Annotated in this window: 20 protein-coding genes; 14 read left to right on the top strand and 6 right to left on the bottom strand. The window is 58.0% G+C overall.

The window, feature by feature from the left end; all coding sequences use genetic code 11:
• Positions 1–171 precede the first annotated feature (171 nt).
• A complete protein-coding gene (locus AC13GI_RS09040) occupies positions 172–1,587 on the bottom strand; it encodes a hypothetical protein (RefSeq protein WP_482996078.1) in 1,416 nt (471 codons plus the stop codon).
• A gap of 672 nt (positions 1,588–2,259) precedes the next feature.
• Between AC13GI_RS09040 and AC13GI_RS09035 the strand changes: the two genes are divergently transcribed.
• The 8 genes from AC13GI_RS09035 (at position 2,260) to AC13GI_RS09000 (ending at position 9,901) form a co-directional block, all read left to right on the top strand.
• The gene (locus tag AC13GI_RS09035) at positions 2,260–2,406 is read left to right on the top strand and encodes a hypothetical protein (RefSeq protein WP_482996077.1); all 147 of its coding nucleotides are present in this window, start codon (positions 2,260–2,262) and stop codon (positions 2,404–2,406) included.
• A 28-nt stretch (positions 2,407–2,434) separates the two neighbouring features.
• Positions 2,435–2,599 (top strand): hypothetical protein, encoded by a 165-nt coding sequence (locus tag AC13GI_RS09030; RefSeq protein ID WP_482996076.1) that lies wholly within the window; start codon positions 2,435–2,437, stop codon positions 2,597–2,599.
• 81 nt (positions 2,600–2,680) lie between these two features.
• A complete protein-coding gene (locus tag AC13GI_RS09025) occupies positions 2,681–2,992 on the top strand; it encodes a hypothetical protein (RefSeq protein WP_482996075.1) in 312 nt (103 codons plus the stop codon).
• A gap of 396 nt (positions 2,993–3,388) precedes the next feature.
• Positions 3,389–5,506, top strand: coding sequence for a peptidase domain-containing ABC transporter (locus AC13GI_RS09020; RefSeq protein ID WP_482996074.1), 2,118 nt, complete (start codon positions 3,389–3,391; stop codon positions 5,504–5,506).
• The gene (locus tag AC13GI_RS09015; protein WP_482996073.1) at positions 5,503–6,750 is read left to right on the top strand and encodes an HlyD family secretion protein; all 1,248 of its coding nucleotides are present in this window, start codon (positions 5,503–5,505) and stop codon (positions 6,748–6,750) included. The genes AC13GI_RS09020 and AC13GI_RS09015 overlap by 4 nt, the downstream gene beginning before the upstream one ends.
• Before the next feature lie 51 nt (positions 6,751–6,801).
• Positions 6,802–8,547, top strand: coding sequence for a S41 family peptidase (locus tag AC13GI_RS09010; protein ID WP_482996072.1), 1,746 nt, complete (start codon positions 6,802–6,804; stop codon positions 8,545–8,547).
• Between the two features lie 9 nt (positions 8,548–8,556).
• Positions 8,557–9,306, top strand: coding sequence for a Fic family protein (locus AC13GI_RS09005; RefSeq protein ID WP_482996071.1), 750 nt, complete (start codon positions 8,557–8,559; stop codon positions 9,304–9,306).
• Positions 9,307–9,349: 43 nt separating this feature from the next.
• Positions 9,350–9,901 (top strand): hypothetical protein, encoded by a 552-nt coding sequence (locus tag AC13GI_RS09000; RefSeq protein WP_482996070.1) that lies wholly within the window; start codon positions 9,350–9,352, stop codon positions 9,899–9,901.
• Between the two features lie 27 nt (positions 9,902–9,928).
• On the opposite strand, the gene AC13GI_RS08995 is transcribed toward AC13GI_RS09000, so the two are convergent.
• The gene (locus tag AC13GI_RS08995; protein ID WP_482996069.1) at positions 9,929–10,888 is read right to left on the bottom strand and encodes a hypothetical protein; all 960 of its coding nucleotides are present in this window, start codon (positions 10,886–10,888) and stop codon (positions 9,929–9,931) included.
• Positions 10,889–11,937: 1,049 nt separating this feature from the next.
• On the opposite strand from AC13GI_RS08995, the gene AC13GI_RS08990 reads away from it, so the two are divergent.
• A complete protein-coding gene (locus tag AC13GI_RS08990) occupies positions 11,938–13,539 on the top strand; it encodes a hypothetical protein (protein WP_482996068.1) in 1,602 nt (533 codons plus the stop codon).
• A 324-nt stretch (positions 13,540–13,863) separates the two neighbouring features.
• Here AC13GI_RS08990 and AC13GI_RS08985 read toward each other — a convergent pair whose 3' ends face one another.
• A complete protein-coding gene (locus tag AC13GI_RS08985) occupies positions 13,864–15,060 on the bottom strand; it encodes a hypothetical protein (protein WP_482996067.1) in 1,197 nt (398 codons plus the stop codon).
• A gap of 492 nt (positions 15,061–15,552) precedes the next feature.
• Here AC13GI_RS08985 and AC13GI_RS08980 point away from each other — a divergent pair, with 492 nt between their 5' ends.
• Positions 15,553–18,849 (top strand): NERD domain-containing protein, encoded by a 3,297-nt coding sequence (locus tag AC13GI_RS08980; protein WP_482996066.1) that lies wholly within the window; start codon positions 15,553–15,555, stop codon positions 18,847–18,849.
• Between the two features lie 627 nt (positions 18,850–19,476).
• Positions 19,477–20,778, top strand: coding sequence for a hypothetical protein (locus AC13GI_RS08975; RefSeq protein WP_482996065.1), 1,302 nt, complete (start codon positions 19,477–19,479; stop codon positions 20,776–20,778).
• 29 nt (positions 20,779–20,807) lie between these two features.
• Here AC13GI_RS08975 and AC13GI_RS08970 read toward each other — a convergent pair whose 3' ends face one another.
• Both AC13GI_RS08970 and AC13GI_RS08965 read right to left on the bottom strand, forming a co-directional pair.
• Positions 20,808–21,212, bottom strand: coding sequence for a hypothetical protein (locus AC13GI_RS08970; RefSeq protein WP_482996064.1), 405 nt, complete (start codon positions 21,210–21,212; stop codon positions 20,808–20,810).
• 496 nt (positions 21,213–21,708) lie between these two features.
• Positions 21,709–22,644, bottom strand: coding sequence for a hypothetical protein (locus AC13GI_RS08965; protein WP_482996063.1), 936 nt, complete (start codon positions 22,642–22,644; stop codon positions 21,709–21,711).
• Between the two features lie 164 nt (positions 22,645–22,808).
• Between AC13GI_RS08965 and AC13GI_RS08960 the strand changes: the two genes are divergently transcribed.
• A complete protein-coding gene (locus tag AC13GI_RS08960) occupies positions 22,809–23,573 on the top strand; it encodes a DUF3011 domain-containing protein (RefSeq protein WP_482996062.1) in 765 nt (254 codons plus the stop codon).
• Here AC13GI_RS08960 and AC13GI_RS08955 read toward each other — a convergent pair.
• Positions 23,564–23,908 carry a hypothetical protein gene (locus AC13GI_RS08955; RefSeq protein ID WP_482996061.1) on the bottom strand — a complete coding sequence of 115 codons (345 nt, stop codon included), beginning with the start codon at positions 23,906–23,908 and terminating at the stop codon, positions 23,564–23,566. The two genes, AC13GI_RS08960 and AC13GI_RS08955, sit on opposite strands and share 10 nt — an antisense overlap.
• Positions 23,909–24,139: 231 nt before the next feature.
• On the opposite strand from AC13GI_RS08955, the gene rocF reads away from it, so the two are divergent.
• Entirely contained in the window at positions 24,140–25,060 is a 921-nt protein-coding gene (gene rocF, locus AC13GI_RS08950) for an arginase (RefSeq protein WP_164280003.1), read from the top strand.
• A gap of 166 nt (positions 25,061–25,226) precedes the next feature.
• Entirely contained in the window at positions 25,227–25,364 is a 138-nt protein-coding gene (locus tag AC13GI_RS08945; protein ID WP_019661832.1) for an entericidin A/B family lipoprotein, read from the top strand.
• Positions 25,365–25,447: the final 83 nt, after the last annotated feature.

Below are 25,447 nucleotides of genomic sequence, written 5' to 3'. Positions count from 1 at the left end.
GTTAGCGGATGTGGTGCGATAGAGAAACGGTAAGTGCGCGTGTCAAATCCCCCCGTATGCGGCTTTGAACTGGGGGGATCTATACCTGTTCCTTCTACAACGACCGTCTCTCTGTGCCTGCTAGCTACGAGCCCATCACTTCCATATACATAGAACTGGTGATGTAAGAAATTACTGCTCCCCTCGGTAGTGATCGATGACCAGATCCTTGGCCAGGTTTACGCAGTAGAAGTTCAGTGCGTTCAAGCCCGCTGCGATCGCGGCGATGTCCTTGAGTTCTAGCACGGACTGATAAGCACCCAGTACCGCCACCTGGTAGCTCATCCAGGCGCGATAGCTGCTGATAGTTCCATTGAATGCGGCTTGGTACTCGTAGAACCGATTCAAGTAGATTTGCATCACGCCTTGATGTTGATAGGGCTGTTCATCACTCAGCCCTCTGTCGAACAGACGTTGTGGGTTCTTGCCCTGATCGGTCTGTCCGTGCCAGTACGGCTTGTAGTCACCGCCGCTTTCCTGCTGGTAGCGGAACGAGCAGAATGCAGCTAGCACGTCGTACACGGACAGGACAGTACTGTCTGTGTCAGTGCAGTCGAGCGAACGATGGGCGTACGAGATTAGAAGCGATCTGACGCGATCGCGATGTGCCTGGAGCTGCCTTATGGTTGTAGGGATGCCGGTCGCCTTGAGGACCAGATCGCACATATCCTCGGGATGCTCTAGCAGCAGGTGGTGGAACGTACTGACTGAGAATACGCGGCTCGTCGGTCCATGGTGCCGCTGGGCGCCACGGGCTGCCACATGGCAGAATCGCTCTGCATCCTCTTTGATGCAGCCGACCTTCCCTTGAATACGAGTTGCATCCAGATGCTTGGGGTAGTGGTAGATGAAGTGCCGGAAGGAAAGGGTCTGCAGATACGTGTACATCGCCTCATTGGCGGAAGGAATGTTTCCCTCCTTCAGTTCAACGCGAAACTGTTTCAGCGGGGTCGACAGCGAGGTGAATGCGCTGGCGAGTAGTGCCTCATTCGGACCGAATGCACCACGCAGGATCTGGGACACCTCATCATTGGTACGCTCGACATGGAGGAGCAGGTTCTCAGCTACGGAGTGATCCTCCCGGTGCGGGAGCATCTGCGAAAGCAATTGAATCCGAGAGGGATCGATCTCCAGTGCGAGTGATTGGCACAGTGCCTGGATCAGTGATGAGGCGTCTGCGTCACGTGGGGTGGTGGTGACAGTGCTGAACTCCATGGATGCCTCGCCAACAGCTTGCGGCGGTGCAAGCAGGCGAAACACATTCCTACTGTGGTTGTGGTCCGCAAGGAAGAGTAGGCGAATGGTTTTTAATGCAGGCAGCGGTAGCAGCTGATTCCTGCCCGCTACTTGGATGCCAATCGACCTCTCGAGGAAGTCTAGCGTTCGCTTCAGCGACCTGAGCGTGATCAATTCGCCACTTGGTCTGTCGATATCTAAGTTCAATACGTTGATGAGTTCACCAAGAGCTGCTCCCCGCGCGTTCTCCATCGGCAAAGATTGGAACGCTAGATTCGCTGCGCTTGCCGGTTGCTGAGCTGAATTCTGCATATGAAAGCCCCTTTTCTGAACTGTGTGGCTGCGGACGCAAGCCTCATTCTTAGCCTTGCATGCCATGCCGTCAGGCTCAATATTGTTCGGGCGGGCCAGGGATGCATCGCGACGAAGTTCAGGCGCATCTCCGGCGCCAGGGCCTAATCTCCCGCGGTGTCGGTGCTGCCGTCGGTATCGCGCATCACTCAGGGAGGACTGATTTCGTCAGAAATTTCGTGGCGATTGCGACAAGTGACGGGCCGGCTCCGCACGCGGTTCCATGCCGCATCGCACTACTGCGACTCGCATCGGCTTCAGTTCGGATAAATAGTCAAAACGCCTCTGCACATTTCGATGCAGAGGCATCAAGGCAGGTCACCGCAGGCCTCGCTATCGCATTTCACACACTCAACGTCAAGCCCCGTCAGGGAAGGAGGGCTTACATCTTGATTGTCCAGGCGTTCCCATAGTTGCCTCCCGCATCAGTGATGCGGCATGTGCAGCTGAAGAGGATTTTTCTTGACATGAGTTCTGGAAAGTGGTGATCTTGGGTTGTGCCTGTCATATTTGAACGCGTCAAGAAATTGAGCTCGCAGAGCTAATCTGCTGGACATAGGACGCCATAAGGAATCGCCGGTAATTTCCGGCACCCGAGGCGCAGGGATTTGCGCCATCACATGGAGTGAGAAGATGCACGATTTGACAGAAGTGGAAGTTCAGAGTGTTTCTGGCGGCATGGGGACAACTACGAAGGTCATGATCGGAGCCGCAGTGGTCGGCTCCCCCTTGATTGGTGCGATGCTGCTTCTTGGCTACTACTCCAACAATCAATGCTGATCTGATTCTTCTAGCCAAATCAAAGGACATGACTATGGAAAACGGAATTGTCGAGCTCAACATGAATGAAGTTGAGCAGGTCTCGGGCGGTAACCTCTTGATTCTAGGTTCCGTCGGCGCTGTTGCAGCATTTGCATACCAGGTGGGTAAGGACATGGCGGCGCGTGATGCGCTGCAGTGCCCCGCACGCTGAGCCTTGCATTTGCATTGATTGGTCAGCGCCCGTTCTCGGGCGCTGACTTTAGAGCTGCTGACACCTATGGATGGAGACGGCATGAGTGACGCGAACACAATCACCGCAACAGAGAAGATTCGCCGAGATTCGGCAATTCTTGGCGTTTTCATATTCTCTATTCTGGGAATTTCCATCAGTGGCATGTACTTCGTTGGAGCATTTCTCTGCGTAGCATTGGCCGCTCTCCATAGGCGCAAGTCAATTCTCATATACGCTGCTTTTTGTGCTGGGTTTGTCGCGATGATTGGCGCATATCAGGTCGGCAAGGACATGGCGCAGAGAGATGGTCTGGCGCACTCATCGGGCAGTTGTCAATCGGTTCTGCAGCCTCGTTCGGGCGGCTTATTCTGATCTACATTCCTAATGCCAGATGATTGGGTGGCGCGGCAATCAATGCAGCAGACTTCTGTCGAGAAATTTCACGACCCGGTGAGTTTGATGTTGGCCGCGTTCCCGTAGGTTCCACCCACTCATCTGCCTCTAATCTAGTGGCAAGCCACGCCGGCCGCGGCATGGGTTCCGGCGGGCATCCGCCATCGGAAAAAGAATGCATGGCCGACGGAAGAAAGTCATGGTGCCGGTCGCCACGAGAATGTTGGTGTACTTGCGAGGATCAGCGTGGATCCATTTGATGGCTGATGAGCACGCTATTTACAAGCTAACAGAGGCATCTGATCTACTTCTTTCAAATCGCCCAGAGCAGGAGATGCTCTCGGTCTCTCTACATCAACAACAAAAGACATGAGCATGGACGCTGTACTGCAATCAGAAGCTGCCGAATGCGGTCTTGCGTGCTTGGCGATGATTGCGTCCCATCATGGAAATCATGTCGGCTTGCGTGAACTGCGTCGCCGTCATTCAGTGTCTCTCAAAGGCACCACGCTAGCGCAGATCATGGATGTCGCCGGGCAGACAGGCTTCCTATGCAGGCCACTCCGCCTTGATCTGCAGCACCTTTCGAAATTGACTCTGCCGTGCATCATTCATTGGGACCTAAACCATTTCGTAGTACTTGAGCGAGTGAAGAAGGGCGGGGTCTCGGTGCTTGATCCCGCTTTTGGGCGGAGGCTACTGCCGCTTGCCGAGTTCTCAAATCATTTTACCGGCATCGCCCTGGAGTTGAGCCCTAGGGCTGAGATGCAGCCCTGCGCGCCGCCTCGCGCAATTACGTTCACCCAATTGACCGGCAAGGTCACTGGGATATGGCGGGCGCTCAGCTTGGTCCTTCTGCTTTCACTGGCGTTGCAGGTCTTTGTGCTCCTTGCACCCTTCTTCATGCAGTGGGTCGTAGACCATGTATTGATCGCAGCAGATCGCGACTTACTAACAGTACTAGGCGTGGGCTTCGGACTGGCATTCATGCTGCAGGTTGGCATAGGCGTGGTCCGTGGATGGACCGTCATATATCTTTCAAGCCGACTGGGCCTTCAGTGGACTGGAAATGTATTTAGCCATCTTCTTCGGCTACCGCTGGATTTCTATGAAAAGCGCCATTTGGGAGATGTGGTCTCTCGCATGGGCAGTGTGCAGGCGATCCAGCGCACCCTTACAACGAGCTTTGTGGAGGCGGCGATCGATGGTCTGATGACCATCGTCACTTTGGGCATGATGTTGCTCTACAGTTGGAAGCTGGCGCTGGTCACCCTTTTTGCGGTAGCACTCTATCTGGTCACAAGGGCAATGGCGTTCCAGGCGATGCGTAGCAGTACTGAGCAGCAACTCATCGCAGCGGCGCGCCAACAAAGTCATCTGTTGGAGTCCATCCGAGGCATGCAGTCGATCAAAGTGGCTGGTCGTGAAGAACTGCGTCGATCGGGCTACCAAAATTTGATGAATGATGCCGTCAATTGTGACGTTCGGCTATCTAGATTCAATTTGATATTTGGTAGCGCAAATCAGCTGATTTTTGGCATAGAGCGAATCGCCGTGGTTTGGGTTGGTGCGGTACTTGCCATGCAGAACGTATTCTCGGTCGGTATGCTGATTGCTTATCTAGCATACAAAGATCAATTTTCCCAACGAGTTGGTGGCCTCATTGACAAGTGGATCGAGTTCCGCATGCTGCGTCTCCACGGTGAGCGTCTGTCCGACATTGTTCTGACTGTGCCTGAGGTAGCAAGGGCCGATGCCGGAAGCTATGAAACGCCGCACGGTCTACGCATCGAGGTGGAAAACCTTGGATTTCGCTATTCGCCGACCGAGCCCTGGGTGCTGCGTGGCTGTAGTTTGACCATTGAAGAGGGGGAATCAGTTGCAATTGTGGGTGTGTCAGGCTGTGGGAAGACCACGCTTTTGAAGCTGCTGCTTGGGCTGTTGACGCCAACGGAAGGACAGATCCGTGTCGGCGGTGTACCTCTGGACAGAATTAGAAAAGAGCATTATCGAGGCATCATCGGCGCAGTTATGCAGGACGATCAGCTTTTCGCGGGAAGCATCAGCGACAATATTTCTTTCGATGCCGAAGCGTTGGACGAACATCGCGTACAGGATGCAGCTGTTCAGGCTGCCGTCCACGATGACATCGTGACCATGCCAATGGGTTACAACAGTTTGATAGGAGATATGGGGACTACTCTGTCTGGTGGTCAGAAGCAACGAGTTATTCTCGCACGAGCTCTTTATAGGCGGCCTCGACTTCTTTTCCTTGATGAGGCTACCAGCCACCTTGATATGGATCGAGAACGTTTGGTCAACGCAGCTGTACAGAAGCTTGATCTGACACGTGTGATCATCGCTCATCGCCCGGAGACAATCGCAAGTGCCGACAGGGCTCTGGTGATGCATGCTGGTGAGATCGTGCAAGAGCTGCGTAAGATTGACGCCGCTAGTCGAACTGCCGAGCCTACTGCTGCGGTTTCGGCATGAGCGGCCTGTTTCGATCTGAGGTGGTGGAGGCAAAGCGTGGAAGCTGGCTTGGAAGCATATCGCTTGTGCAGCCAGTTAGGCTGTGGATGCTTGCGATCGCGGCAGGTCTTTCAGCTTGTTTGATCGTCGGCTTTCTTACCCTTGGGGAGTACACCCGTCGCTCCAGAGTTACTGGCGAACTGGTTCCAGATCTAGGGCTGTCTACTGTGATCGCGCCTTCGTCTGGTTTGATTTCTGTGCTTCACGCAGAGGAAGGCGAGCATGTGGTGCGAGATTCGCCTCTGTTGCTGATTAATGTCCCTAGGGTAACGGCCTCTGGTGATGATGCGCTGGAGGTTTTGCGCAAGGGGCAGGAGGCACGCGTGGAGAGCTTGGGAATTCTTCAGGACTCCCAGGAGAAGCAACTTCTGGCGCAAGAGCGCGGCGTGAAACAGCAGCGCGACAATCTTCGTCGCGAGCTCCTACAGATTGAGGGTGAAATAAATACGCGTGGTGAGCAAGTGCGGATCGGTCGCGAAACGGTGCAACGTTATCGAGAAGTGGTAGATCAGCGATACGTAAGCCTGGTTCAGCTCAACCAGCAGGAGCAAGCGATGCTCGATATGCTTAATGCGCAGCAGGCGCTGCAGCGTCAGGCAACGTCGCTTCGGCGCAGTCTTGCCCAGCTGGACCAGACTCTTGCCGAGCTTCCGCAACAGAGGCGGTCAGCTCGCGCCGGAGCGGAGCGTGATTTGGCCGCGTTAAGTCAGGAAGCCGTACAGATGGAGGCCAATGGCGAGCTGTTGCTACGCGCGCCGGTGTCTGGTCTTGTCGCCAGTCGCTTGGTCGAGCCAGGGCAGACTGTACAAACTGGGCAGCCCATACTGAGTCTGTTGCCCGAGGAATCAAAATTGCGGGCCTTGCTTCTGGTTCCCAGCTCCGCAATCGGATTTATTAAAGCTGGTGATCGTGTGCTCCTTAGGTATCAAGCCTACCCGTACCAAAAATTCGGCAGCCACCAGGGAAAAGTCATCCGCATCTCCAGAAGTCCGGCCGTGGGTAGCCAAGGAAAGGACGTCGATATGAGCGAGCCGCGGTACAGCGTACTCGTGTCATTGGACGAACAGACCGTACTGGCTTACGGGAAGGTCGAAGCGCTACGGCCCGGGATGAGATTGGAGGCAGACATCATGGGGGAGCGGCGGAAGCTGTATGAATGGATACTTGAGCCGCTTTACTCCGTGACCGGAAGGATCGGTGGCTGAACTTCCTGGGGCACTTCGACCTGCCTGCGCTGCTGAACGATTGATAGTTTTGTGGAATTCAGCAGCAGCAACGGCGCTCGCTTGATGAAGTGCACTCGCTTGATTAGCTATCTGCAAACCGGTCTGGCGGTCAGGCGCACGTTCTTGCGCGTGTTCCGATCGTGTAAGACGCTCGGCCGCGAGCTGTTCGCGCAGCTCGTGCTGGACTACATCATCTTCGGTACGGCCGATGTTGAGCAGCGGCGTGCCATGTCCGATGCCCACTCCAGCCTGATGTCGCCTTTGGCGTTGCCAAGCTTCCCACATCAATGCCTTCTAGGTGTGCGTGTAGAAGATCTTGGTTGGCCGAACCATCCGTCGGGGCGGGCGACTGCGCGAAGCGGTTTGCTGGGGCCTATTGAAACGGCCTTTTCTGCAGTGCGTGGCTTATTTCTTGCGATTGGATTGATCGTGGCATCAAAATCACATGCTGATCCGAACGTTGCGTCCTCGACTCTCAACCAGCATCTCGGCTATCTGGGTGCATCGGTTGGCGAACCTACGTCCCCACAGGGCGCTCAGGTCACGATCTCGGCCGAACGAGCTGGCGTGTCGGATTACGGTGGAGTGATCTACACGACCAGTGCTCAAGCATGGATCAATCAGGTGGTTCGTGTTTCCGCATTGCTTGGAGCAGCTAGTCCGAATGCTAAGCCGTGGCTCTGGGTGAGGGCAGATGGAAGCTCAGGTAGATCGCTTAGGTTTGCCACATCAGCAGGCCGGCCCGCTTCTGCTGACGGTTACACCAACATCGACCTCCGAATTCCGCCAGATGCTACGAGTGTTGCCTTTGGCGTCGCCATGCGTGGAGCAGGGGAGGTGGTGGCTAAGGACGTCAAGCTCGCGATCAGTGAACAGAAGATCCCTGGCAGTGAGGCCAGCGCCGAGCAGGTCTATAGCGAGGCCCTAAAGGTGGTTCTCGATAACGCATATCGTTCCAGCAACTTGCCCAAGAACTTGCACGATCTCAAGCCGGAATTGTCAAGCCGGCCCGGTACTGGCTATCAGGCAGAGAAATCGGTTCGCGCACTTCTGCGCCAACTCAAAGACTCCCACAGCATCTACGTCAGCGCGGAAGAGGCCTATCGCTATTCGAACTCAGGCGGTAACCCTGACTTGGCCTCGGTTTCTCTAATCGACGGTAAGGTCGGCTATGTGCTAATGCCTGCAGTCGGGGGCACCGACCCCGAGCTCGCGCTAAAGTTTTCTACGGAAATTGGCAGGAAGCTGAGGGACATCAATCCGCAAGCACGTTGCGGTTGGGTTGTTGATCTGAGAACGAATACCGGCGGAAGCATGTGGCCGATGGTGTCAGCCCTGGGCCTTTTTTTCGGGGACGAGCGCCTTGGCGGATTCAAGGCCAGGAATGGCAGCATCAATTGGTGGTCGATGAGTTCTCGATGGGTCACGCCGGTCGCCGGCCAGTCGGAGGCACATGACGCGAAGATCGCTGTTCTTCTTGGGTCACGGACAGCTAGTTCAGGCGAGGCGGTCGCTGTGGCGTTCATCGGGAGAGAGGGCACGCAGAGCTTCGGCATGGCAACAAGTGGAAAGGCAAGTTCCAATCGCAAGTTTCCGTTACCCGATGGCAGCGCGATCTACCTAACGACGGCCGTTGACGTGGATCGATCCGGGCGGGAGGTAGGGGAGAGAGTTGTTCCGGACATTCTTCTTTCCGAGGAAGTTGTTTCGCGTAGCGAAGTCCCCAAGGAAGCCCTGGATTGGCTCACTACGTCCTGCCCATTCCGCAAGCAATAGTAGAAGCCGATGCTGCTCAATCATTTCACTCCTCCTGACAAGGCTGACGTCAGGGCGCGTTTACGCGGGCGCCTCGGGGCCTTGGAAGTCGCACGGCTTGACCTTATCGCCAGACGCCATCAGTCACAGCCCGTTGATTTCTGTCGAGTCGAGGCCGATTACTGGCTGGGGTGTAACCAAGATCTGCTTCACCCCCTCTCTGAAAAGTGGCTCCAGAATCAGGCCGGATCAGCTCTCCGAGCGCATCGAGATCTGTCCGAAGAAGTAGAACTGGCTCGACAGGCAAGGCAAACGCTTAGGGGTTGTGAGGTCCTCAACCCTGATGAGCTTGTCGCCTGGCTCTGCGGCGTGAATCGTTTGGCCGTTCAAGGCGGCGGAGGGTTACGCACGACCCATGTGTCGCTTAGCGCAGATAGATTTGGGAGACAGAGCACATTTGCAGCTCCCGATGACCTGCGTCGGCAACTCGACTTGCTGAGTTCGGCAGCACAAGATTGGGAGGATTATCGTGGGTTTAGAGCACTGCTCGTGCTTGTGGCTATCCTTGCAATCCACCCGTTCGTTGACGGCAACGGAAGAACCGCTCGAGCTTGCTTTAACGCTGTTCTGGCAGATGAGTTGGTGTCTCCGTTCGTTCCTTTGCGGCTGATCTTCGACTGCTCAAGCGGCGGTTTTGAAATAAGGTTACGCGACGCAATATTCAACGGAGCGTGGGGAGGCGTTGTTTCATACTTGACTACAACAATGGATCGCAGCTAGACAGCGTTTTGGTGATTCCGCGTTCAGGGTGGAGCTGCCTAGGATGTATGCAGTTGACGCCCTGAGTATCTATCTGCATCCAGTAACTTCCGCAGTGGCGATGGGCCTGTACGCGGCCGGTTACAAGGACGCTGCAGATGCCATTCTGTACGCACTGAGTCAGCAGAAAGGTAGTCAGGATAGAGTGGTTTATCCACTGGTGTTCGTCTACAGGCAGGGCATTGAGCTTCAGTTGAATATGTTGCTGCCGCTTGCAAGGAGACTGGCCGGAAAGGCGTCCAAGAATGACCACAGTCATGGGCTGATGCCAATGTGGAGCGAGCTGCGACCACTTCAGGATGAGTTGACCCCGCGCGAAGATGATGCCGAGCTGCCTGCCATTGAGAGCTTCATCGAGCAGATTGACAAGGTAGATCCGCAATCGTTCTCGATCCGGTACCCAACCACAAAGCAAGGGTCTGAGTCACTGCCAGATCTGCGGCATATCAACGTCCGGCAGCTCAGTGAAATCATGGATAGCATCTTCAGGATGCTTGGTGGAGTTCACTTTGAGTTGGGGGAGATGGACCAAGTGGGTGAGGACTTCGAGTTCTAGCCGCATGCGGAGCCTTTAGGGGGAGGCTTAATCGAACTGCGCGAAGCCTTCGCAATCAAGTAGTGTGTCCAGCGAACTCGACAGGTTCACTCGGTACTTCCGGTCAAGACCCGCTTGGCGTGCCCTTGAGATTGATGCCTTCTCGGCTATCACGTGTGTCGAATAGGGTACAGATGTGTACATTGCTTGCATATCAAACAGGTCATTCGGGCTGATCTTCCCGGACTCAGCTTCACGGCGGGCTGAGAGTTCTGCCTCAATACTTAAGGTGGGAGTCTTAGTGATCAGGCTTGTGACTGCGCAGTCGCCAAGTGCAGCCAGATCAGTGATGCCTTTGTTCAGATCACTCAGTACGCGCTGGAATAGCTCTTGATGCTCTTGGAACAATATGGCCGACATCACTCGAACCCGTAGTTCTACAGGAATCCCTTGCAGTCGAGTACGCCTCTCTTCGATGTCCGAAACGGCCTTGTCGGCTAGTTTGGATAGCATTGCGTGCGCATGGCGTCTCTCGCCGTCGTCTTGGCCGGTCATGAAGTCCAGGTACGCTTCGGCCGGGCTACCTCTGGAGCAGAGTGCCTCCAGAAATGCATTGCCCTGCTGTGGGGCTACGAGGCTGTCAAGCGGAGCGAATGCCTGCCAGAAGCCAGGCACAATTGCCCAGTGAGGGACGCGCGGTGAAGCTTCCAGGCCGAAACTGTCGGAGAGTAGATCTCGAACCTCGATTTCTATTCGAGCAGTGCGACTGCAGTAGACATAGCCCCTACTCAGTACGGCCTGCGCCGAGGCCAGGTTCCTTCTGCTCTCAGCATCATTTCTCTTTGAAGTCTCTAGGATGTGCGACAGTGAGAGTGGAAAGATGGCCCGCCCCTTCGCCACCGCGTGAAGGCACTTTCTGTACAAGTCTTGGGCGCCCTCTGATCCCTTGCCCACCTTGGCGCGGGCCATCGATATCCAATGATTCTGGTCTAGATAGATTATTTCCATACAACAATCATACTCTCTGCAATCGCTGCCACTGGTTGCAACCTGGTCTAGGTTTCCTGAGAGAGGCCATGGGCGGATAAGTGCCAAGCCCGGGAGTGCTCCCTCCGCCGGGCCCGAATCCATTGCCAACTAAGAGTCGGAATCAAGCGATTCTTGGGGGATTACCCTCCCTACCCGACACATCCACGTCTATTGTGGATCTGACGAAGTCCAGGGTCCGCTTCAGCGACCTGATCCTGATCAATTCTCCACAGGTCATCCCTTGGCGCTGCATGAGTATTCTCAACGTTCTGCTTCGTCCTGATCAGCTTCTGGTGGCGGTCGACACCCTCGCGGAAGATGCCTTCTCTGGCGCTACGTCTGCAAGTGCGAAGGCCCGGTTGATTCCGCAACACGATCCGGTGTTAGCGACCCGCGGCTCAACTCAGTTCTTTCTGAGGATATAGGAGCTTTATCTACAGGCTAGCTTCCGAAGCGATTTCACGATGGAGCAGCTGATGCGTGAGCTGGGGGGGGGCATCGACCAGCCTTGGCCGAACTATGAACGGGCTGCCTTAGAAGCTGGCTTACGGGCTGAGATGCTCCACACGGAGCTGGTGCCGGGTGGTTGGTCACCTCAGAGCCAGCGGTTCGAGGCAACGGCGTATGCGAAAAGTGCCACTGCCACGCCTGCACTGGTGCAGCGACTCAACGGTGGCATGGCTTCTCCAGGAGAGCCTCTTGAGGTAAGGAATGATAGCTTCTCGTTATCGGAGATATTGACCGCAGGACGTCTACAGGCTAAGTGGCTGAATAGGCGAGTGGGACGGAGAGTCGCTGGGGGGCGATCTCCTTGTTACCACTCTAAGCAAAGACAGTGCGGAGGTGCGTGTCCTTGGGGCGCTGGAGCCTTGATACCATCGGTGCAGGGGGAGGGGGCAAAGGCCGATGAAGAAAGCCAGTTGCGTGAGCTCAGATCTCGATGACCCCTGCGCAATCAGGAGACTATCCGTCCTTGGTCTTGCTCTATGCGGCATTGGAAAATTGCGCAAATACCTCAAGGAGGGAGTGTGAGCGAAATTCAGGTCGACATGTTGGAAGTGCAGCTTGGTGCATCGATGCTGCTTCAGTTCCAGGTGGGAAAGAGGACGGTTCGCGTCCTTGCGGATGCGGGCAGCAGCCATGGAGCCTACAAGAAAGATCACGTGCTTCTGAAGCTTCAGAAGCTGCTGGCAGACGGAGACGGGTACCATCCTATCGATCTGCTGATATGTACTCATTATGACGGTGACCATCTCAACCAGCTTGTTCCAGTTGTTGAGAACTTTAAAATTAGTGAGGCGTGGCTGCCTCCTGTAGCGGCAGACGACACTGTCGCATGGGAGGAGCAGGATGAGCCGGAGCTGGGTGACTACCTAGGTAACGCATTTCGCGATCTTGATCGCGGACGAGGGAGATTGCGGGGGTACTTGGATCACAAGGCGCGCACGATAGAATCTGTCGCTCAGATCCGGACTGACGTGCAGGCGCGTTGGCAGCGCGGTGAGCACGAGCTCAAGTTGGATGTTCCTGATTGGGAACGCTGCAAGGACGATCCGGATCAATCGGAGGCGTACTTCCGCCAGGCCAGTCGCGTGGCGGGTGCGATCATTGCCAACGGCAGTCAGGCTACATGCGGGGGCGAAGGCCTGCCCACACCTGCGTCTGACATAGTCGAGATGCTTGCTAAGAATTACGGGGAAGACGAGTACTACAAGTGGCAGTACTGGGTTCGCAATGCTGCCGATCATATTGGGTCTTTGGCCGGAACCTATATCAATAGCGGTGCGACTGATCCGCAGATCAGGTCGCTGGCAGGAATCGAGAAGAGTCTTTCTGATCAGGCTATTACTGCAATTCATTTGGCGCGGGTAGTGGAGGCTCTCCAGCGCAAGAGGGTTTGCATTGAATTCAAGTCAATTGCCGACGGGAAGCCGGATACTTACTGCTGGTGCCCGCGATGGAACAGGTTTCTCCTTGGGGTGCCTGAAGTGCCGAGTCTTCCCAAGCTTGTGTTGCTGGGGCCCTCAAAGGGTCTAATTAAGAAGCACTGGAAAAGGCTGCCGACGATTCACTACGTTGCATTTGCACTTATGCAGCATGTTCCAGTGAAAAGCATTACTCCTTCTAATGCACTTAGCTACTCAATGGTTTTCAGCCATAGTGGCCAAGGTGTCTTGATCTCGGGCGACACGGGGTTTGTAGACTTCGTAAAGCCTGAAAGCACGCGCTCCAATCTTCTGTTCTACCCTGAGCTTATCAATGAGCTGAAAACATACCTGCCTATAGTTCAGGTCGCTCACCATGGTGGAAATAACAAATACTTCTACCACGCCCTGCTGGAAGCTGGGCTCCAGTTCCAAAAGGGGCCCTGTTTCCTTCTCCTGTCACACGAGGAGAATTCGGAGCATCGTCCATCGCGAGCGTTCGAAAACTTTATTTCCAGGGTTCATCCATGTGATGTGAAGCTTCTTTTCACGTCAAGGCCGCAGAAGATCGCAACATACAACTATGAACACCTCTACGAATCAGTTGTAGGCAGCCCGTCGAACAATACGAGAGGCGACGTTCAGATCATTTACAAAGGAGGTGTGTGGATGACAACCGAGCACGCGGTAGTCCCCCCCATCTAACGTCCGCCAAGCGGCGGGCTGAAATGACGGACGCCTAATGGCCGACCTACGCCAATTCAAGAGCCTGGGGTGACGTTAGCCCCAGCTTAGAAGACCGACCTCCGAGGCCTTTACGTGCTTGGCTGGTATCTCTTGTTGCTTCAGGTAGACCAGCATTACGTCGCAGCTCTGTTACAGCCGCCGCTTGCCCTCAAATGGTCGCCACGTAGTTTGCGTGCAGTTACCGTGCCATCGATTACGCCAGTCAGGCGCACCCCTGATCTTGACCCGCAAAGCCTGGCCGCGATGCTCGAAGACGCGGCCATCCACGCCAGGCGCTAGCGACTACCCGCCTGGCAGTTCGTCCATGGGCTCGCCGCGCTCGATCGTTGCACTCTTGAAGGAGCTCATCGTGGCGCTTCGAATGTCGCCTTCGAACTGCAATCCTCCATACCGCAGCTCTGTAGCTTCGGTCCGTGGCCGTATGCAGAACTCTGGGACTCGACCAAACCGTTCATGCTCAACCCATTTGGCTGGGTGCGCCTCGAGTACCGGAGACCAACTCTCAATGCTTTCAGTCTCGGGCTCGGTAGGGCGGTAGATCCCAGCCATTGCGTAACGGCAAGGCCCACGCGGCATGCGGTATTCTTCAGAGATCAGCTCATCAGCATGGGACTCTCTGCATATCGCTATATGAAGATGATGCATGGCGCCTGGGAGCCACTCAATTCCTCGCGAGATCAGGTCAGTGAGATCCTCAAGCCCGTGAGTGGTCTGGTTCCTAAGTTTGTTGAAGCCTCTCCACTCCCTCTGCCTCTGGGGATCTGCAGTCTCAACCGTCTCTCCATCGAGAACGAACGCGCGGACGCCCACTAGAGCCGTCTTGCTGTAAGTGTAAGTGTGGTCGCACTCTGAGCACTTGCCCGTCATTTGCTCGCTACCATGCTTAAGCCCGAAGCGCGGGGCTAAGAGGACCTCTAGCGTCTCCAAGCCCGTATAGGCGTTCAGGAAGGCCGTCAACACATCAGCTTCACCAATGGCGCGACCGTACAGCTTCGCTGCGCGGCGTAGCCGATGCCCCTCTTCAAGTCCATCCCAGTGTGCGACCAGCGTCCTTGCCTGAGCAAGCGAACTATCCGAAATACTCTTGCCCCAGTGGTTGACCGAAAGATCAAGGAACTGGAGGAACTCGCGCGATCCGTCATGCTCAAGGCGCTCGACGTAACGTAGCTGAATTGGTTGGAAGTCTATGCCATCCACGAGAGAAAGCGCGCAGAGAATGTCCTCAAGCAGGTCAATGCCAACACCGGCTGCTCGCACGAGGTCGATGTCCGGGCACCCGAACTCAATGCTAAGAAGTGCGCCGCCGTGGTTCAGTTGATCCTCGATATCCTTGTGCTCAGGACGAATCACAACCGCGCACTCAAACCCCTGCACGGTGAACTTAAATGCCTTTGGCTTCTCCAGCGCGATCGACCGTCGCTGCCATGCCAGCACGCGAAAGACCACTTCTCCGTCCTCAAGCTCTACCGCAATACTCATTTCACTAGCTCCTTCTACTATTTATCTGGTGATCTGTGCGTGGAACTGGCATCCCAGCTGTGTCGGACCTCTGCCGCCTAGTCTTGGCAAGTGAGGGGCCGCGTGCTTTGCAGGATGGGGTGCACGGCTGATAGTTCCTGCTGAGCGTCGATACAGAACTGATCCTGCTAAGGATTAGCATCCAGCGGATTGTCTATTGAGCAGGACTGTGGGCGCATCTAGGAGCTCAAGAAGCGCGGACCAACTGAGTCCATGGTACTGACCTGCAGGGGATGGCTCTGAGCGCTACGTCTGGGGTGCAGTATCTTGCAGTGTACTCTTCAGCGCATAGGCGCCTCAGCGGTTGCCGATGGTCGCGATGGCTACCTTCCGTCGCCGTGCTTCTTCTCATTCCGCGTAGCGGGTCCCAGCATCGACGGCGTCTAGCTGCTGGCCTGAATCAATGGTCAAATGCGTCACGAACAATCGTCGTTCATGAGATGGGGCGCGAGCTTGGACCGTTCTGGAGTCGAGATCTACATTGGTGCCCCAATAGAGGTGCTGTCGGAGCGCGAGGTCTTCTTGGCGTTGATCAAGTGGCTGTCAGAAGCGCGAGTTAGCGCGGTGGTGTTCGCGAACTTCCATGTAGGGGGGCGTCAGCTTGACTTCCTGGTGGCCACTGATTCCGCAACGCTGGTCATCGAGGCCAAGGCCTTCTCTAGATCAGTCCAGGGCGGAGTCAACGGATTGTGGACGATGAAGCTATCCAGTGGATTGAGGCGATCCGTTGGGAACCCATATGCACAGGTTTTGGCGGAGAAGAACGCGCTTCGGGATGCTCTGAGGCAGTCCGGCATCGAGCACCAAGGCTATCCGGATGCCGCCGTCGTAATCACGCCTAAAATTCCCAAGGGCTCCGATCTACCGCCCAATGACTTCAAAGTTGCTATCACCGATCTGCAAGGGCTCTCGTCCACTAGGCTGCAGCCGACAGGGCTAGCGTTGCCAATCTCGCAGTGGCGTAGATTTGCCTCGGCAATTCACCTTCGCCGTGTAGAGACGCCGCAGGAGGCGCTGGATCAGTCCTTCCTGAATTGCCGCGATCTACTCGCAGCGTATCGAGCTGAGTTGGAGAGACTTCACTCCGCAGACGCTGGGTCGCTGCTCGCCGATGCCTACCTACTAGACGGCACCCCCTCTGATCCTATCCAAGTCGCTGCGCGGGCCGGGGTCGATGGCGATGATCTTCTGATTGGCGGACCTTCAGGTTGCGGAAAAACGCTGCTAGCCAAGAAGATCGCAATGCACGGCCTGGATCGGGGCCAGGTACCCGTCCTGATTCAGGCCAAGTACTTCACTGGCAAGCTCCAGGACTTGGTTGAGCGAGAGGTAAGTCTGCTTGGTGTACCCACTTCTAAGGATCTAATCCGATCAGCCTTGGCGACAGGATCCCAGGTCCTTCTCATCATAGACGGATACAACGAATGCCGTGCCGATCTGCAGATGGCGTTGACGCGTAGCCTGGCAGCGGCCAGCACGCGGTATGGCTGCCGCCTGGTTATCTCAACCCAGCTGGAAATCTCTAGGCCAGACCTCATCTCTGCCGTTTCTGTGACTGTGAGTAGGCCCAGCAATCAGCTTAAGGCCGCTATTTCCGGCGTAGGCAGTGAGAGCGGCAGTTGCCGCCTTAGGGAGCTTCTTGACTCCGTTTCAAGCGGCTTTGAGGCGGACCTGGTGGGGCGGGTAGGTAGTGAGCTGGCTGAGGGTGCGAGTCGTTTTGCACTGTTCGATGCCTATGCAAGGAAGAAGCTCGGGGCCGATCAGTTCGACGGTGTGCGCTTGCTTGCGGCCGTAGCAAAGCACCTGGTGGATCGCATCTCATTCAGTCTCTCCATCCGTGAGCTGGATCGCTTGGCCGATAGCCATCGGGTGTCAAGTGACGTGTTGGGCAGGATCTTTGGGACGGACATGATTGTGAGGCGCGGCGATAGGGTCAGCTTCCGGCACGAGTTGATCCAGTGTGCGTTTGTCGCGGAATCTGTGGCGAGAGCCAGTCGCCGGGAAGTTGACAAGGCCCTTGATGACCTTCTTGCGCCAGTACACCACAGCTCAAGGTCGCTAATTCTAGGTGCCTACGAAGATGATGAGCTAGTGGCCGAAGTCCTCTCTGCAACAGGAGACGCCGACCTCATTCGGCGGGCCGCAGCAGGCGAGTGTGGATCAATGGCGCGAAGTTGGGTCACAGCAGCGAGCACTAGGGTCATGGAGAAGCTGGCCCATGAAGCTACAAGTCTCAGATTCTGCCCGGGTCTGGGGATCTGGGGTAGTGGAGGGTGCGATCGGGAGAGTGCGCTGTACTGGACGCCTTCCGAGCTTGCCCTTATGCCGTCTATCTGTGATCAGCTTGGGGAAGGGCGCCATGTCCAGGCACTTCTTCGAGTTGTGGGAACCCTGGATCTCTCTCTTCAACGCGCGTTCTGGGAACTAGAGAGCGAGCCAGGTACCAAGAAGAGGGCGCTGCTTGACGGACTGTTCGCTGATACGTATGTGCTTGGGCATGAGGTGGGGATGGCGCGACTGATCCGAGTGATCTCTGAAGGACGGATTGCGGTTCGACGACGGGAATTGGCGCTCCCCGATGAAATTTTGAGGGGGTGGGCCGTGGCGGAGTCGCCTGGGCAGTTGTACCTAATGCTAGTTCTGACCAGATTCTCTGGCGAAAAGGGGGCGGCGTTGCCTTACATACTCCCTCTCCTAGGTGAAAGGTGGTCAGGACTTCCTTACCACCTGCGGCTTGAGTTGCTGCACTACACACAGCTTCTTAATCCTACAAATGAGTCGTGTTGGCGGCAGCTTGTTGATGCTTTGGAGGCGTTGTTGCCTAGGCTAAATCCCGTCTTTTCCGGGATTGTGGTCGAGGCTCTTGAAGGAATGGGGGCGCTTGAGGATCAGTCGTTCGAGTACTCGAACGTGGTCAAGGTGGAGCTTCAGGAAATCTTGTCTGGGCCATGCAGTGCTGAAACATGTCAGCACGCCTGGGCGGCGTATCTGTGTCAGTTTGATCACCCCTTCTCCTCAAGGTACTTTGATGCGGTTAATGAGCTCGGTTCTGACGAGAAGAAAGAGTTCTTGAGAATGGCTTGCTTGGGTGCTGAATATGCGGGGCTATTCCTAACATCGGTTATTCAAGAGCTTGCGAAGACTAACGATCCTGAGGTCGCGCCAGCGCTGAGCAAGTGGTTGGAGCTGCCCAAAGTCGACAGCTTCATGCCTCAAGAGGCGATCGCGGTGTTTGTCTGGGCGCATGTGGCGTTCGGTATGCTGGGGATGGAGCTGCCCGCCCGTCAGCTTGCGGGACAGTCGATGGCAGGCCTTGCACTCGAATCATTGGCTGATCTTTACTATTGGATCCACCGAGGGGACCTGGTCCCCGCTGAGATCGAAGCAAGATCAAGTGCTGCACTTAACCGCTTGCTAGATCTGAACCAGACTGGAGCGGCCTCGGCACTGCGGTTGGTCGTGGACTCTACTGTGCACGAGGGAGAAATGCGGGAGTCGGTTGTACAGAGATTTCCCACCCTAGTCATAGATGTCTGCCGCAGGTGCCTGCAGAGTCCGGATCAGCAGACTGGCTACTTTCCGCACTTCAAGCATGATGTGGACGGGGTCGTCAAATTCGCAATCGATGCTTTGGGATATATCGGGGATCAGGATGACCTGCTCATCTTGCGGAGGCTGAGTCGAGACCCAAAAAACGGAGCCTCGGCAATCAGCGCAATCAGGATGATTGAAGAGCGTACTGTGCGCTAACTCGCGCTTGATGGGAGGCAGCGATAGGCGGCATCTTCGCGGTGTGGCGTGGATGCTGTGTGGCTGCGCAAACTCCAGACTGAGGCGCAGGCTCTGCCCCCCGAGAGACCGGTCCCCGCCGGGCCTTTCGCGTAGAGAGGTCGAGGCTAATGGGAGCCCTGCAGCCGGATTGCCAGTCTAGATGGCCAGCCAAGTTCAGACGCCGACTTGCAGGCTCAAACATCATCGACACACGGACATGCAAGTTCCGGCTAGGCTGACGGCTTGGACGCCCATCAGCGGCTCGTTCATCTGTGTCCGGTCGTTGTGGGGGTATTTATGGGGGTATTTAGAATTTTACGGACGCAGTATTCATAGAAACATCAGCGTGTTGTGGTGGCTTTGTGGTTCGGATAAGCGCACCACTTCGGAAACGCCGAAACGCCTTGAAATCAGGGGTTTCAACGAAAAAGGCCAGCGCGGTGCACTTGCCTTTCTGCGTCCGCCGGGAAACTACCCGGATAACCAGCGTCTCTTGTCCAAACTTGATTACCGCCACTCTGTGGCGTGGCATGACGTCCGCCGCATTGCTGGCTGGCGCCCGCCAATGCTATGACTGCCGGCACGCCAGCCACGTACGGATACGCCATGGACGCGCGACCTTTCTCCCTGCTTGCCCTCCTGCTGACTGCCGCAGGGTCCGCGCCTGCGCAGGAGGCACCGAGCAGCGACGCCGCGGGTCGGGCGTTTCAGCAGGCGCAATCACTCTGCCAGGCTGATGCAGGGCGCCTGTGGGGCGCCTCATTGTGCGGCCCGATGATGCTGGTCGATCCCGCCACGCGGCGCGTGGTCGCCTCGGAAGCCGACGCAGCGGGCGCACTGCAGGCCCAGGGCGGCCTGTTCGTTGGTCAGCTTCCGCCTGGGGCCACCATGGCCAATACGGCTGTGGAGTGGTCCGGAACCCGCTGGACCCAGCTGCTTTGGCCGCTGCCAGAGGATGCCGGTCTGCGCGCAATCCTGATGGCCCATGAAATGTTCCATCGCGTGCAACCCACGCTGCCGATCATGAGTCTGCCCGCTGGAGAGAATGCGCACCTGGACACTCTCGAAGGTCGTTACACCCTGCAGCTTGAGTGGCGGGCGCTCGCGGCGGCACTGCAGGCCAGCCATCCCAGCAACCGGGATGCTGCAATCATGGATGCGCTCGTCTTCCGTGCCGAACGATACCGGCGGTACCCATCGGCGATGCAGGAAGAGGCCGCATTGGAGTTGAATGAGGGGCTGGCCGAGTACACCGGCGTCATGGTGGGTGGCGCAACACCCGAGGCGCGGATTCTGGCCGCCCTGCATGATCTGCGTGCGCACGTCGATGACCGCAGCTTCGTACGCTCCTTCGCCTATGCCACGGGTACGGCCTATGGTCTTCTGTTGAACGAGACCGCTCCGGGTTGGCGGGACCGCCTTGCACAGAACCCGCGAGACCTGGGAACGCAGCTGCGCGAAGCGATGGGGGCCGATCTCCCTTCTGATGCCGATGCCGTTCCAGCCGCCGCAGCGCGGTGGGGTGGTAAAGCCCTGCGCGATGCCGAGGTCACCCGTGAACAACAGCGTCTGGCAGACCTTGATCGTCTCCGCGCGCGGTTCGTGGTCGGCCCCCTGCTGAGGCTGGACTTGCGCAGCATGCGTATCCAGTTCGATCCCAATGATCTTCAACCACTGGAAGGTGTGGGCACGGTCTACCCGAAGATGCGTCTCACTGATGAGTGGGGACGTCTGGAGGTGACCGGTGGCGCCGTGATGCGCAGCGACTGGAAGGCGGTGATTGTCGAAGCGCCACATGACTCCCGTTCACTGATGCAGGGGCACGGCTGGTCACTGTCGTTGGCGCCGGGGTGGTCGATATCCGCAGGGCCCCGGCCCGGCGATTACGTACTGGCGCCACCTCGATAGCGGGGTCGGCGATAGCGACGCGTTCATCCTCAAGTGCCGCGTACCTGCAGCGCCACATACTCCGCCAGCCCCCGGCAGGCCAGCAGCAGCCCTTCACGGGTGCCGTCGCCGATATCGTCCTTCGGCTCGCCATCCACGCGCACGCGCTCGGTCGCGTGATAAAGCTCCAGCAGCGACACCAGGCCTGTGGCGGCGCGATCCCGGCGGGCGTTGGCGACGGCCTCGCCGGGCGTGCGGACCGGCCCATGCCATGGCTGGCCGTCGGCCGTATCGCCGGCCGCAATCTGCTGCAGGCAGCTGCGCAGGGTGATGGGGCAGGGCGCTTCGTTCGCGGCAGCGAAGGCGGCTTCCAGCGGCTGGGCCAGCTCGGGCGGCAGGCGGGTGATAGCGTCGCCGAGCGTGGCTGCCAGATACGGGTGGCGGGATTTGGACATGCGGGCATCCTCGACAGGAACGGAGGTGCCACCGGCGAAGGGTGGCGGACGATGCGTGGCTTCCAAGACCGTGTGAAGAGCCGGCGGGCACGAGGCCCCCACGCACCGCCCGCCATAGCGCGACAGACGGATTGCCAGTCGGCGTCGCCCACAACCCAGCGACGCCGACTGACAAGCGTAAACATCTTCACAGCTCGGGCTTGGAAGTCCCGGCTAGCCGATGCAGGTAGCAATTCATCTTGGGCACGCCAAGTCGTGACGCACCAATCAATTGTTCTGATGAACTCGCCGTTCCCGAAAGGAAGAATGAATTATCGCGATTGGCTTGTTTTGCCTGCCATCTAGGCAAAAGCGACACCACGCGCAGGCGTGATCGCGGCGCTCTGTCGCGAGCGCCTGCATCGCAACATCGCAGGCCACGCGCTGCCTGCACTGCAAAGCTGGCTTAACCGCCGTACGGTACCTCACACACAATCCGCGCAGCACCAAACAATCGTCAACGCTGCCCGCTATCGCCCGGCACCAGATGCCGCCACGGGAACACGTTCTTCTCGAAATGGCTGACGTAACCGCCCATGCCCGCCTGGATGACCATGAACTGCAGGCCCGGCCGCATCGCCTGCAGCGCCTGCAACTGCTCCGGCGACAGCGCGCTGTTACGCAGGCGGAAGCCGTGCACCGGTTCGAAAGCGTTACTAGCGAACAGACGCTCGTACGCCGCAAACGACGTCACCGCGTCGGCCTCGCGGACATCGGCCCAGGTGAACTGCAGTTCGGTGGACTCGCTGAAGTCCAGCAGGCCCAGTGCAGGCAGGTTGCGCGATGCAGCCAGGTGCTCGATGAATCGCTGGGTGTCGCAGCCACCGCCAATCCGCAGCATGTTCAGATGCGGCAGCGGCACCTCGAAGAAGCTGGCATCCGGTGCATTGGGTACCACCAGTTCGCTCAGATACGGCGTCTTGGCAACGAAGCGGGCGATCTCGCCGTCTTCTTCCATGATGGTGCCCGCGCGCTGCACCAGTGACATGTTGTGGTGTTCCGGCGCAGTGGGCGTGATCACCAGCGAGCGCAGGCGCGGAAACTGCACCGGGCTGTCAAGCAGGGGAGTGAACTCCCATTCGCGCGTGCCGTTGGCACCTTCATCGCCGCCAGTGAAGCACAGCGACATCATGCTCGACGCCACGGCCGGCTCGGACAGGCAGGCCAGCGTCCATTCGAATGGCGCGTCCCACGGGTTGCCGAAAAATTCCACATGCAGGCCACCGTACAGCGGGGCCACGGTCAGCCGCGTCTGCAGTGCCGACCACAACGGCCCGGCGGGGTCGTCGATATCCAGGTCGTACTCGTCGGCCTCTTCCAGGCTGAATGCATGGATGCGCTGCTGCAATTCCAGCAGTGACTGCTGCGCGTGGGGAGAGGCGGGCAAGGCCATGCGGTGGTCCGATCATCCGTGTGGTGTGGGAATGATAGCGCCCGCCCGTGGCAGAACCGGAGGCGATCCAGCTGTGGGAATCCTGATGCTCCTCACGACCTGCCCCGGTTGCTGCGCTGCATACTATCGCCCTCTGCCCCTAGGGGCCGTTTCGGGAACCGATCATGCGCCGCCACGCTGTTTCCCTTGCCGCTGCACTGGTGTGTGCCGCTTTCGTCGCCCCGGCCATGGCCGCCGTACCGTTCTTCAACGCCACCTGCCCGGGTGGACTGGATATCCACGCCGACGAGGGTGGGCCGGTCTACGTGCAGGGGCGCGAAGCGGCATTGAAGCGCTTCAATGATCGCTACTTCGAAGCGCGTGATGCGCAGAGCGGGGTGACGGTGTCGATCACCACCGCCGACGATGGCGCGCCGCAGATCAGCTACACCGGCCGCGACGGCGCCAACGGCATCTGCCAGGCCAGCGCCGGTGGCGCGCCGGCATCATCTGGGCATCGCGAACACCGTGGCAACGCTGACGACAGCGATGCGTCGCTGCCCAGCGAAGTGACCTGCGACTCCACCGACCAGCGCCAAGTCTCCTGCGAAATGGATACCCGCGGCACGGTAGAGGTCGCCCGGCAGCTCAGCCACACGCGATGCGAACAGGGCCAGAACTGGGGCCTGTCGCGGCATTCGGTGTGGGTCAACGGCGGTTGCCGTGCTACCTTCCGCAATGTGTCCAGGACCGCCCACAGCGCCCCGGCCGGCGACACCGCACTGGGCGCGTGCAACACGCGCAAAGGCGCGCAGGGCTCGCTGGTGACCCAGCTGCCGGTGGGCAGCGATTACCAGGAGCTGATCATTGATTATCCTGAGGGTCGCTTCCTGTGCATGATGCGCAACAATGGCCAGGTGCAGAGCCTGACGCCGGTACGTCACCGCTGAGCCGTGATGGGCTCCAGTGACGTTCCATTCCAGTCAAGGCTGTCGGTCATCTGGTAGGTCACACAGTGCGACGCGTTGCACACGATGACCTTGGAGCCGGGTTGGATCGATTCCTTGAACGTGCCACGCCTGCTCTGTTGGGTTATCTGTGTGTATCTGATCAGGAAGGCCCGGGTGGCGCTGTCCGGGACAGGAACATGCCCCCTGCACTCGCTGCAGGATACCGGCCCGAACACGCTCGATGAGCCGCCAAACGGCCAGATCGCATGGGCAAAGGGCAGTGCTGCACCCACTGCCACGGTAGCTGCCACGACAAGCAGAAGCCTGCTTTTCACTGTCTTCAATCCTGCATTCGGGACGCGGAACATCGCCGCGATCACGGACGGGCTGTAGAGGCGAAACCGTCACTACAGTGAACCGCATCACGCCGCAGCCTCATTCCTACGCGTCCGACTGGGGAAGTCCTACCCGACGAGATCGGCGGCCCGGCCCTGCTGCACCGCCGCGAGTGGTGTCACATGCGTCTGGCTAGACTGTGCTTCTTTTTCTGTTCGCAGGAGGCACCCATGGCCCATCATCCCGCCGTTACCCTGATCGGCGTCCCTACCGACATCGGCGCGGGCCATCGCGGCGCGCGGCTGGGGCCGGAAGCCCTGCGCGTAGCTGGCCTGCCTGAAGCACTGGAAGCGCGTGGCGTGGACGTGCGCGACCTCGGCAACCTGGACGGCCCACGCAATCCGTGGACCGCGCCGGTGCAGGGCTACCGGCATCTGGACGAAGTGGTGGCGTGGAACCACGCGCTGATGGAAGCCAGCTACGCCGAACTGCAGGCCGGCCGCATGCCGATCATGCTCGGTGGCGACCACTGCCTGGGCATCGGTTCGATCACCGCTGTTGCACGCTGGTGCCGCGAGCAGGGCAAGGACCTGCGCGTGCTGTGGCTGGATGCGCATTCGGACTTCAATACCAGTGAGGTGACCCCGTCGGGCAACATCCACGGCATGCCGGTGGCCTGCCTGTGCGGCCTCGGCCCGGATGCGCTGACCAGGCTGGGCGGCACCTCGCCGGCCATCAAGCCTTCGCAGATGCACCAGATCGGCATCCGTTCGGTGGATCCGGAAGAAAAGCGCCTGATCAAGACCCACAAGGTCGATGTCTACGACATGCGCTACATCGACGAGAACGGCATGAAGCGCACCGTGGAAGCGGCGCTGGCCGGCATCGACGAGAACACCCACCTGCACGTCAGCTTCGATGTCGATTTCCTTGACCCGAGCATCGCCCCGGGCGTGGGCACCACCGTGCCGGGCGGGGTGAACTACCGCGAAGCGCAGCTGGTGATGGAGATGATCGCCGACAGCGGGCGCATGGGCTCGCTGGATATCGTCGAACTCAATCCGCTGCTGGACAACCACAACAGCACCGCCGAACTGGCCGTGGATCTGGTGGAAAGCCTGTTCGGAAAATCGACCCTGATGCGCGACTGAGAGGGTCCAGCCTGAACGGTTGGACGAACCGTTCACACGCGCTCCACGCCCCTGCCGCCAGATTGCACCTCACGCGGCAGTGTTGGCTTCAACCAGCCTGCCGCCCCGATCAATACAACCGAACCCCGTAATTGAGCGGTGTAGCGGCAAACCCAAGGAGAAGCCCATGAAGCGCGTAGTTGCCCTGATGCTGTTGTCGATGTTTTCGGTGGCCCTGCTGGCCGGTTGCAACACCGTTGCCGGTGCCGGCAAGGACGTGCAGAAGGCTGGTGAGAAGGTTGAGGATGCTGCCAAGGGCAACTGAGCCTGAGGTGGTGCGCAGTACGGAAAAGGCCGGGATCTTCCCGGCCTTTTTCATGCGCGATTGCCGGGTGTGGACGCCGCGTG

This window comes from Stenotrophomonas sp. 82F1 (genome assembly GCF_056861525.1).
This window is presented reverse-complemented; position numbering and strand designations above follow the sequence as displayed.

Bases quoted from the DNA above. Each gene is read 5' to 3' on its own strand.
- AC13GI_RS09040 (WP_482996078.1), bottom strand. From the start codon at position 1,587: ATGCAGAATTCAGCTCAGCAACCGGCAAGCGCAGCGAATCTAGCGTTC.
- AC13GI_RS09035 (WP_482996077.1), top strand. From the start codon at position 2,260: ATGCACGATTTGACAGAAGTGGAAGTTCAGAGTGTTTCTGGCGGCATG.
- AC13GI_RS09030 (WP_482996076.1), top strand. From the start codon at position 2,435: ATGACTATGGAAAACGGAATTGTCGAGCTCAACATGAATGAAGTTGAG.
- AC13GI_RS09025 (WP_482996075.1), top strand. From the start codon at position 2,681: ATGAGTGACGCGAACACAATCACCGCAACAGAGAAGATTCGCCGAGAT.
- AC13GI_RS09020 (WP_482996074.1), top strand. From the start codon at position 3,389: ATGGACGCTGTACTGCAATCAGAAGCTGCCGAATGCGGTCTTGCGTGC.
- AC13GI_RS09015 (WP_482996073.1), top strand. From the start codon at position 5,503: ATGAGCGGCCTGTTTCGATCTGAGGTGGTGGAGGCAAAGCGTGGAAGC.
- AC13GI_RS09005 (WP_482996071.1), top strand. From the start codon at position 8,557: ATGCTGCTCAATCATTTCACTCCTCCTGACAAGGCTGACGTCAGGGCG.
- AC13GI_RS09000 (WP_482996070.1), top strand. From the start codon at position 9,350: ATGTATGCAGTTGACGCCCTGAGTATCTATCTGCATCCAGTAACTTCC.
- AC13GI_RS08995 (WP_482996069.1), bottom strand. From the start codon at position 10,888: ATGGAAATAATCTATCTAGACCAGAATCATTGGATATCGATGGCCCGC.
- AC13GI_RS08985 (WP_482996067.1), bottom strand. From the start codon at position 15,060: ATGAGTATTGCGGTAGAGCTTGAGGACGGAGAAGTGGTCTTTCGCGTG.
- AC13GI_RS08975 (WP_482996065.1), top strand. From the start codon at position 19,477: ATGGACGCGCGACCTTTCTCCCTGCTTGCCCTCCTGCTGACTGCCGCA.
- AC13GI_RS08970 (WP_482996064.1), bottom strand. From the start codon at position 21,212: ATGTCCAAATCCCGCCACCCGTATCTGGCAGCCACGCTCGGCGACGCT.
- AC13GI_RS08965 (WP_482996063.1), bottom strand. From the start codon at position 22,644: ATGGCCTTGCCCGCCTCTCCCCACGCGCAGCAGTCACTGCTGGAATTG.
- AC13GI_RS08960 (WP_482996062.1), top strand. From the start codon at position 22,809: ATGCGCCGCCACGCTGTTTCCCTTGCCGCTGCACTGGTGTGTGCCGCT.
- rocF (WP_164280003.1), top strand. From the start codon at position 24,140: ATGGCCCATCATCCCGCCGTTACCCTGATCGGCGTCCCTACCGACATC.
- AC13GI_RS08945 (WP_019661832.1), top strand. From the start codon at position 25,227: ATGAAGCGCGTAGTTGCCCTGATGCTGTTGTCGATGTTTTCGGTGGCC.